Source organism: Vulcanococcus sp. DEBay_Sum29NL08_54 (assembly GCF_017859255.1).
Lineage (GTDB): Bacteria > Cyanobacteriota > Cyanobacteriia > PCC-6307 > Cyanobiaceae > Vulcanococcus.
The window spans coordinates 36,661-45,606 of sequence record NZ_JAFMNJ010000015.1 but is presented as its reverse complement, the minus strand read 5'-3'; the positions used below and the strand labels follow the sequence as shown (position 1 = coordinate 45,606).

The 8,946-nt window shown below is 62.6% G+C and carries 8 protein-coding genes and 1 pseudogene; 4 read left to right on the top strand and 5 right to left on the bottom strand.

All coding sequences use genetic code 11. The features are described from left to right. Entirely contained in the window at nucleotides 1-1,935 is a 1,935-nt protein-coding gene (gene speA / locus QZ186_RS07050) for a biosynthetic arginine decarboxylase (RefSeq protein ID WP_296416258.1), read from the bottom strand. A 116-nt stretch (nucleotides 1,936-2,051) separates the two neighbouring features. Here speA and ndk point away from each other — a divergent pair, with 116 nt between their 5' ends. Next, on the top strand, nucleotides 2,052-2,510 hold the full coding sequence (gene ndk, locus QZ186_RS07045) for a nucleoside-diphosphate kinase (RefSeq protein ID WP_247476780.1): 459 nt from the start codon (nucleotides 2,052-2,054) through the stop codon (nucleotides 2,508-2,510). 48 nt (nucleotides 2,511-2,558) lie between these two features. On the opposite strand, the gene QZ186_RS07040 is transcribed toward ndk, so the two are convergent. Both QZ186_RS07040 and QZ186_RS07035 read right to left on the bottom strand, forming a co-directional pair. Beyond that, a complete protein-coding gene (locus QZ186_RS07040) occupies nucleotides 2,559-2,894 on the bottom strand; it encodes a DUF3307 domain-containing protein (RefSeq protein WP_247476781.1) in 336 nt (111 codons plus the stop codon). A gap of 82 nt (nucleotides 2,895-2,976) precedes the next feature. Beyond that, nucleotides 2,977-4,095 carry an FAD-dependent oxidoreductase gene (locus QZ186_RS07035; protein WP_296416256.1) on the bottom strand — a complete coding sequence of 373 codons (1,119 nt, stop codon included), beginning with the start codon at nucleotides 4,093-4,095 and terminating at the stop codon, nucleotides 2,977-2,979. Nucleotides 4,096-4,188: 93 nt separating this feature from the next. Between QZ186_RS07035 and gatB the strand changes: the two genes are divergently transcribed. Next, nucleotides 4,189-5,661 carry an Asp-tRNA(Asn)/Glu-tRNA(Gln) amidotransferase subunit GatB gene (gatB, locus tag QZ186_RS07030; protein WP_296416255.1) on the top strand — a complete coding sequence of 491 codons (1,473 nt, stop codon included), beginning with the start codon at nucleotides 4,189-4,191 and terminating at the stop codon, nucleotides 5,659-5,661. Nucleotides 5,662-5,758: 97 nt separating this feature from the next. On the opposite strand, the gene QZ186_RS07025 is transcribed toward gatB, so the two are convergent. Continuing rightward, entirely contained in the window at nucleotides 5,759-6,061 is a 303-nt protein-coding gene (locus tag QZ186_RS07025) for a hypothetical protein (protein ID WP_296416254.1), read from the bottom strand. A 469-nt stretch (nucleotides 6,062-6,530) separates the two neighbouring features. Continuing rightward, entirely contained in the window at nucleotides 6,531-7,190 is a 660-nt protein-coding gene (gene coaE, locus QZ186_RS07020) for a dephospho-CoA kinase (RefSeq protein ID WP_296416253.1), read from the bottom strand. Nucleotides 7,191-7,248: 58 nt separating this feature from the next. Here coaE and argJ point away from each other — a divergent pair, with 58 nt between their 5' ends. Both argJ and QZ186_RS07010 read left to right on the top strand, forming a co-directional pair. After that, nucleotides 7,249-8,478, top strand: a complete 1,230-nt coding sequence (gene argJ, locus QZ186_RS07015) for a bifunctional glutamate N-acetyltransferase/amino-acid acetyltransferase ArgJ (protein ID WP_296416252.1) — start codon at nucleotides 7,249-7,251, stop codon at nucleotides 8,476-8,478. A gap of 38 nt (nucleotides 8,479-8,516) precedes the next feature. After that, a pseudogene (locus QZ186_RS07010) lies at nucleotides 8,517-8,946 on the top strand (hypothetical protein); the annotation flags it as partial.

Below are 8,946 nucleotides of genomic sequence, written 5' to 3'. Positions count from 1 at the left end.
TTAGCTCTGCAGGTAGGTCGTTTGCCTCAGGCTCGTCTCCAGGTGATCCATCAAACGGCGGGCCTCCTGGATTTTGAGGGTTCCTTTTTGGATGGCTGACTCGCTGGTCACCCGCAGTCGCTCCAGCAGCACTTCCGGATCGTGCTCCATCGCCTCGAGCACCTCGGCATTGGTATCCCCGCGCACGACGTGGTCGACCTGGTAGCCGCCTCCTGGTGAGAGGCGGATGTGGACTGCATTGGTGGCGCCAAAGAGGTTGTGGAGATTGCCCATGACCTCTTGATAGGCCCCGCCGAGGAACATGCCGATGAGGTAGGGCTCATCGGGTCTCAGCGCATGCAACTCCAGCAGGGGCTTGCTTTGTCCCTGGGCGATGAAGCGCGCCAGTTTGCCGTCGGAGTCGCAGGTGAGGTCGGCGAAGTGACCGAGCTGCTCGGGTTGCTCGTTCAGCCGGTGAATCGGCAGAAGTGGGAAGAGTTGCTCGATGGCCCAGCTGTCGGGGGCGGAGCGAAAGACCGACAAGTTGGCGTAGAAGGTGGCGGCCAGCTCGGCCTTGAGGTTGCTCAGCTCCTCAGGGATTGCTGCGTTGCTGGGGAGTTTTTGTGCAATCGCCTGGGCGCAGGCCCAGGTGAGCTGCTCGGCTACGGAGCGTTCCGGAAGGCTGAGGTAGCCCAGGCGGAAGGCGTTGAGCGCATCGTCTTTGAATTTGAGGGCGTCGTTCCAGGTTTCCTGCAGCTTGGAGAGATCGCGATCGCCCTGGCCATCGACGGCTTCGATCTCAGCGAGGGTCTGGCGCAGGTTGCGGACTGTCAGGGCTTCTTCGCCTTCGGCCTCAGGAGAGCCGCTGGGCACGGTGCTTTGGCCCAGCACGTTGAACACCAGCACCGAGAAGTGGCTGGCAATGGCCCGCCCGCTCTCGCTGACAAGAGTGGGAACCGGGACTCCATGGGGGTCGCAGCATTCACGAACCGTGGCGACGACGTCGTTGGCGTAGTTCTGCAGCGAGTAGTTCGTTGAGGCTGAGGTGGCCGTGCGGCTGCCGTCGTAATCCACCCCCAGGCCGCCCCCCACATCGAGGAAACCCATGGGGGCGCCAAGCTTGGTCAGCTCGACATAGATCTGTCCGGCCTCCTGCAGGGCATCCTTGAGAACGGCGATGTCGTTGATCTGACTGCCCACATGGAAGTGGAGCAGCTTCAGGTCGTTCAGCAGGTTGGCCTTCTTCAGGGCCTCGACCGTGGCCAGCAGCTCGGGGATGGCCAAGCCAAATTTCGCCTTGGCGCCAACGGAGCTTCCCCAGCGGCCGGTGCTGCGGCTGGAGAGCTTGGCGCGGATTCCAATGAACGGGGCAGCACCCAGCTCCTGGCTGGCCTGGATGATGCGCTCGACCTCGTCGGCTTGTTCGATCACCACAACCGGTTGGCGACCAAGCCGGCGGGCCAGGATCGCCGTCTCGATGTAGCGCTGGTCCTTGTAGCCGTTGCAGATCAGCAGCGCCTCGGGGTCATCCACCAAGGACAGGGCAATCAGCAGCTCCGCTTTGCTGCCGGCCTCCAGGCCGAAGTGCCAGCGCTTGCCGCAGGTCACCAGCTCCTCAACGACATGACGCTGCTGGTTGCACTTCACGGGGAAGACCCCCTGGTAGCGGCCGGCGTAGCCGTATTGCGCGATGGCGCGCTCAAAGGCCCCGTGCAGTCGCTCAAGCCGGTCTTCGAGGATGTCGTCGAAGCGAATCAGCAGGGGAAGCCCCAGGCTGCGGCCTTCAAGTCCCTGGACGAGATCCAGAAGATCAAGGCTGCCGCCCCGCTCCCCCTTGGGTTGCACGCTGATGTGGCCGCGGGCGTTGACCGAGAAATAGGGATCACCCCAGCGGTCGATGCCGTAGAGGGCTGCGCTGTCAGCTGCGCTCCAGCTGGTGTTTTCAGCGGAGACCATCAAGCCGGCGGCGGGGCAATGGCAGAAATCTAAGGACTCACGCCCGGGGTGCCAGCTGTGCTTGCCAAGCGGTAGGGCGGCCACGGACGATGGGCCGGATCAGATGTTTTTTTGTCATGGCTGCCGAGCGCACCTTTATTGCCATCAAGCCCGATGGTGTTCAGCGCGGTTTGGTGGGTGAGATCCTCGGCCGCTTCGAGCGCAAGGGCTTCAAGCTGGTGGGCCTCAAGCAGCTCACCCCCAGCCGTGAACTGGCTGAGAGCCACTACGGCGTGCACCGCGAGCGCCCCTTCTTCGCTGGCCTGGTGGACTTCATCACCTCCGGCCCCGTGGTGGCCATGGTCTGGGAAGGCGACGGCGTGATCGCCAGCGCCCGCAAGCTGATCGGCGCCACCAAGCCCCTCGAGGCTGAGCCCGGCACCATCCGCGGCGACCTGGCCGTCAACATCGGCCGCAACGTGATCCACGGCTCCGACGCCCCTGAAACCGCTCAGTTCGAGATCGGTCTCTGGTTCCAGGCCTCTGAGCTCAGCGACTGGACCCCCTCCGATCAGGGCTGGCGCGTCGAGGGCTGATCCCTCCACCGATTTCAACCTTGCCCCCCGCGAGTGCGGGGGGCTTTTTTATGCCCAAAGACTCAGCAGTAGGACCCAAAGCAACTTGCAGAGCAGGTGGAGGCTCTGATCCACACCGATGCGATAGCGGTGCTGGCACTTGCCGTAGTCGATCAGGGTGTGGGCGCCCCATTCGGCCAGGCCCAAGGCCGGAACCCCGCTCAGGAGAGCCACGATCAGGCCATGGATGGCGGCATGGCCGGTGAGCCACCACTGCCAAGGGAGGGTGTTGTCCTGGCCGCGGCACTTCTCGGCGGCCATGCGGTCGCTCTGCAGTCCAAAGTCCCCCAGGAAATGGCCCATGGACAGGAGGGCCAGGAGTTCAAGACCGTCTTGAAGAGGCATCAGCGACGGATCTGCCAAGACCGAACAGCGTGCATAGGTTGACGGGCTCTCCCTCCACTGTCGCTGACTTTCAGTGGATTCTTCAGCTCAAACCTTTGAGAAAGCGCCGGTAGCTGAACGCTTCCAACAGTGTCTGTTCGTCTGGGTTGAGGGTTTCCCTTAAGACGCAGGACTTGAGCAGCTGCGCAGTGATGGCCGCCAGCAGCACCCCATTGCGGTGGTGCCCCGCCGCCAGCCAGAGGCCCGAGATGGAGCTGCCCCCCAGCAGGGGGCCTTCGTCGGGGGTGCAGGGCCGGAAGCCCCACCAGCGCTCCATCGGCGGCCAGTGTTTGGCCTCGGGGAGGAGCGCCGCAATGCCCGCCTGCAGTTGCCTCTGGCCAAAGGGGGTCAGCCCGGTGGTGAATCCGGCATCCCGTTCGCTGGTGGCTCCCACGACCAGCAGGCCGTCTTCCCTGGGCACCAAGTAAGTGCCTGGGCCAAAGATCACCCGAGGTAGGGCGTCTTTGGGGCCCTGCAGCGAGAGCATCTGCCCTTTGACCGGATAGATCGGCAGCTCCGGCAGCAGGTCGGCACTCCAGGCGCCGCAGCAGAGCACGGCCTCACGGGCATCGATGGTCTGGAGGTCGCCTTCGGCGTTGCGGACGCGGATCCCCCGAAGTGTCTGGTCCCGCTGGAGCAGTTCCAGGACTTCAACGCCCTCCTGGAAGCGGACACCCAGGTCGACACAGGAGCGCTCCAGCGCGCGCATGAGTTGCCGGCGGTTATCGATTTGTCCGTCCTGCTGGAACAGCAGTCCGGCCCGCCAGCCGGGTCCGATGCCGGGGATTTCGCGTTCGAGGGCTGCACGATCGAGGGCTTGGCCCCAGGGAGCGGTGGGATAGATGTCGCGCTCCGCCTCTGAGGCGAAGGGCACCACGATTCCGCAGTCCCGCAGACCGCAGGAGAGGCCGCTGTCGGCTTCGATCTGCTCCACCCAGCCGGGGATCCGCTGCAGGCTGTCTTGGCCGAGGCGCAGCAGATCACCGCTGAGCCCTTCGGCATGGGGCGCGAGCATCCCGGCGGCTACAAAACCAGCGGCTTCGCTGCGCTGGCGGCTGAGCACTTCAACGGAGCGACCTGCCCGGGCGAGCTGATGGGCCAGGGCGAGACCCATGAGGCCGCCACCGAGGATCAGAACTCCGTTGCCCTGGGCGGCTGTCATGGCCGATCCAACCCGAACCGCCAGTGTTTCAGGTGATGCGTTGGGCTGACCAGCGGCCCTTCCATAGGATCAGGCGATTGACGGAGTTGGGACATGGCAGCTGAGGCCGCCTGGGAAGCAGTGATCGGCTTGGAGACCCATGTGCAACTGGGGACCAACAGCAAGATCTTCACCGGCGCCTCCACCACCTTTGGGGACGATCCCAATACCCATATCGATCCGGTGGTGTGCGGCCTGCCGGGAACCCTTCCGGTCCTGAATCAGAAGGTGCTGGAGTACGCCGTGAAGGCCTCCATGGCCCTCAATCTGAATATTGCTGAGCACAGCAAATTCGATCGCAAGCAATATTTCTATCCGGACCTGCCCAAGAACTACCAGATCTCTCAATACGACGAACCGATCGCCGAGGACGGTTGGATTGAAGTTGAGGTGGCTGAGAAAGGCAAAGACACCTACCTCAAGAAGATCGGGATTGAGCGTCTCCACATGGAGGAGGACGCCGGCAAATTGGTTCACGCTGGTAGCGATCGTCTCGCCGGTTCAACCCACTCGTTGGTGGATTACAACCGCGCTGGTGTGGCCCTCGCTGAGATCGTGAGCAAGCCCGATCTGCGCACCGGCCGGGAGGCGGCGGAGTACGCCTCCGAGATCCGCCGGATCATGCGCTACCTGGGCGTCAGCGACGGAAACATGCAGGAGGGCTCCCTGCGCTGTGACGTCAACATCTCCGTGCGCCGCGGGCCGGATGCGCCTTTCGGCACGAAGGTGGAGATCAAGAACATGAACTCCTTCTCGGCCATTCAGAAGGCCTGTGAGTACGAGATTCAGCGTCAGATCAAGGCCTACGAAACGGGTGAACCGATCGTTCAGGAGACCCGCCTTTGGGATGAGGGCAAGCAGCTCACCAAGAGCATGCGCAGCAAGGAGGGTGCCAGCGATTACCGCTACTTCCCCGATCCCGATCTGGGCCCGATTGAGGTCAGTGCAGAACTGCGCGAGGGCTGGCGCTCTGAGCTGCCCGAGCTGCCGGCTGCCAAGCGCCACCGCTACGCCGAAGACCTCGGTCTGTCCCAGTACGACGCCCGTGTGCTGACGGACGAGCGTCCGATGGCGGAATTCTTTGAGGCAGCTGTGGCCGCCGGAGCGGACCCCAAGGGTGTGGCGAACTGGATCACCGGTGACATTGCCGCCTACGTCAATGCCAACCGTCTGAGCTACTCCGAACTGGCCTTCCGCCCGGAGCAGGTGGCGGAGATGGTGAAGCTGATCGACGGCGGCAAGATCAGCGGCAAGATCGCCAAGGAAATCCTTCCCGAGTTGCTGGAGAAGGGTGGCTCACCGGCCAAGATCGTCGATGAGCGGGGTCTGGGCATGATCAGCGACCCTGCCGCGATCACCGCGATCGTTGAAGAGCTTCTGGCTGCTCACCCTGAGGAAGTGGAAGCCTTCCGCGGCGGAAAGAACAAGCTGCAGGGCTTCTTTGTTGGTCAGCTGATGAAGAAGACCGGCGGTAAGGCTGATCCGAAACTCGCCAATCAGATTCTGAGCCAGAAGCTCAAGGGCTGAAGAAGACCCTCCAGTTGATCTCGTTATTTTTGATGTGAGCTGAATCGGGAAATAAAAATCCCCTCCTCAGGAGGGGATTTCGTCCTTTGCAGGTTGCTTAGTTGCAGTTGGGTCGCGACTGAATATTGGAGGGCCTGGCGGACCTAGACCAAGTGGTGTTTTTGGTGCTTCCGGCGATGCGCTGTAGGCGCCCATTGGAGTAACGGAGAGTGGCGTTGGCTGATCTGTTGTCGCAGTAGTTTTTCCAGCGTCCTGTGATGGTGTTGCCCTTGATGGTTCCGTCGTAGAGGTTGAGGACGGAGCCGTCGTTGTTGAAGCCCTTCATCTGGAAGGTTGTGCCACTGGTCTGGATGGAGTAGTAGCCGCTGTTGTTGCCCTTCCACCAGCCATCAAGGCGCACTTGTTGTGGCTGTTGAGGCTGTTTTGTGACGATTTCGCCGCTCCAGTTGCCCCGCGGTTCGTCGTCGCAGTTCCCGTATTGACCTCTAAAGCCGCTTCCGCTGAACTGAAGGGTGGCTCGACCCCAGTAATAAGAACCTGAGATTGGATAGTTGCACCGGCGACTGCTGCCATCCTTTCGAATCCAGTGGCCTGAAAATTGACCTGAGCTCGATTTGCTCCCATACAGAAGGGCTTTGCCGTCGAGATAGGTTCCTCCCCAATTGTTGCCGTTGATTCGATTTATCTTTACGACGCCCCAATTGCTTGAGTAGGTCTCTGCTTGGGCGCTAGTCCCTAAACTCAAGAGCCCTGCGGTTGCCGTAATGCAAGCGACTCCAAGGGAAAAATGTTTAATGCGACGGGACTGCATTGTCTTGAGGCTTTGACCCTGTCACATTAAATACATATTTCGGAGGAGTTTCTTCGCTTTATGAAATCTTTGGATCAGTAAGTGTTGTTATTTTGTTGCGTTTTAGTGTCTTTTCTACCGCTGCACCTAGTTGGTGGCTGTGCTGTCGGTTGTCGATGATGACGTCGGCGCACTTGCGTTTGACCTCCAGTGACCATTGGCTCGCGATCCGTTGTTGGGCCGCTTCCTGACTGAGTGCATCGCGTTGCATCAGGCGTTCCAGTTGCTGCTTCTCGTCGCAGTCCACCAGCCAGATCTCGCTGCAGAGCTCTTGTAGTCCCGCTTCAAAGAGCAGGGGAATCATCAACACCACTGTTGATTCAGCTGCGAGTTCAGCGAGCGCCAGCTCAAAGCGCTGGCGGACCAGCGGGTGAACGAGTTGCTCTAGCCAGCGCTTGTCAGTCGGATTGCTGAAGACAATCGAGCCAAGGGCTCCTCGATCGATCGTTGGGCACTCGGGGCCTGTGCCGCTGGTTCGAACCGCGTTGCCGAAGCGTTCCAGCACTGCTGCAGCACCGGGGCTGCCAGGTGCCAGGGCCTCACGGGCGTACTGGTCGGCATCAAGAACAGGTAGCCCTTCTGCTTCGAGCAGGCGCCCCACCGTGCTTTTGCCCGTGGCGATGCCGCCGGTCAGGCCAATGCGCCGTTGTTGCCCTTGCCAGCGGGGCCCCTGACCCATGGGGAGTCACTGATCTGCCTGCACTCAGAATTGCAGGAGTTGATGCGGCTCACCAGCTGTGACCTACGCCTGGCGGTTGATTGATGGTGGTGTGACCGCACCTGCGGGTTTCCAGGCCTCGGGGATCACTGCTGGCCTGAAGGCCTCTGGGAAGCCGGATCTCTCACTTTTGCTGGCTCCCGAGGGCGCGGTCTGTGCCGGCACCTTCACGACCTCCTTGGTGCGAGCGGCCTGCGTGGATCTCTGCGCCGATCGCCTGGCGGCCAGTGGTGGTGTCGCTCGAGCGGTGCTCACGAATTCCGGTCAGGCCAATGCCTGCACCGGCGACCGCGGCCTGGTTGACAGCATCCGTGCCACCCAGGCCGTGGCTGATCGCCTGGGGCTTGCGGCGGACGAGGTTCTGATCTGCTCCACCGGGGTGATTGGTGTCCCGATCCCCATGGAGACCCTGCTGCAGGCCATCGATCCGGTGGTGGAAGGCCTTTCGTCGGAGGGAGGCCCTGCGGCAGCCCAGGCGATCCTCACCACCGACCTGATCGATAAGCAGATCGCTCTGGAGGCGGACCTCGGCGGCCAGACCGTTCGCATCGGTGGGATGGCGAAAGGCTCGGGAATGATTCACCCGAACATGGCCACGATGCTGGGCTATCTCAGCTGTGATGCCGGCGTTCCCGCTGAGGTCTGGCAGGGGATGGTCTCCCGCGCGGTGCAGCGCTCCTTCAACGCCATCACGGTTGATGGCGACACCAGTACGAACGACACCTACCTGGCTTTTGCCGCTGGCGCTCCTTTGGATCCAGCCCAGTACGCGGCCCTGGAGGAGGGGGTCACCGCGGTCTCTCAACACCTGGCCAAAGCCATCGCCCGCGATGGTGAAGGGGCCACCTGCCTGCTGGAGGTCCAGGTGGAGGGGGCGGCCACGGAGGCCGATGCGCTGGCCATCGCCCGCACGGTCTGTGGCTCCTCCTTGGTCAAGACGGCCGTCCATGGCCGTGACCCCAACTGGGGCCGGATTGTCGCTGCCGCGGGTCGTGCGGGAGTCCCCTTCGAGCCTTCTGCCGTAGCGCTCTGGCTCGGGGAGCATCAGCTGATGGCAGCTGGCCAACCCATGGCCTTTGATCGGCCGGCCGCCTCGGCCTACATGCGCGATCGGGCTGCCGGCGCCTACCTCTTGGATGACACCGTTGCGATTCGCCTCTCGGTTGGTGCTGGACCTGGGAGTGGACGCGCCTGGGGGTGTGACCTCTCCGATCAGTACGTGCGCATCAACGCCGACTACACGACCTAAGAGCAGGCCTACCATCAGCCACCAACGTCCCTGCTGAGATGGCCAAGGCCGGAGCACCCCAGAAGCAGGCTCCCAATGGTCTCCCCAGGATCTGGATGGGCCCCTTGGTCGCTGGGGTGAGCTTTGCCTTGGCCTACGGCATCACGCAGCGCCTGGCCGCGATCAACCTCGGCGATGTCATTCGCCTGAGTCCCCGCTTTGAGCAGAAGCAGACCCCTGGGGTGACGCTCAAGGACATGCGCCTGCGCTACGGGGAGCAGCCGTCTGAACTGCGCTCCGATCTCGACCCCCAGCAGCTCGAGCTCTGGCGCAAGGCCCAGGAGCAGGCCGATGCCGCCGCGAAAGCCAAGGCTGAGGCCGAGGCCAAAGCCGAGCGTGAAGCTGCAGCGAAAGCTGCGCCAGCTGTGGCCCCAAAACCAGTGGCTCCAACTGAAGAGCCCGCAGCGCCGGAGCCCAAGCCCGTCGTGG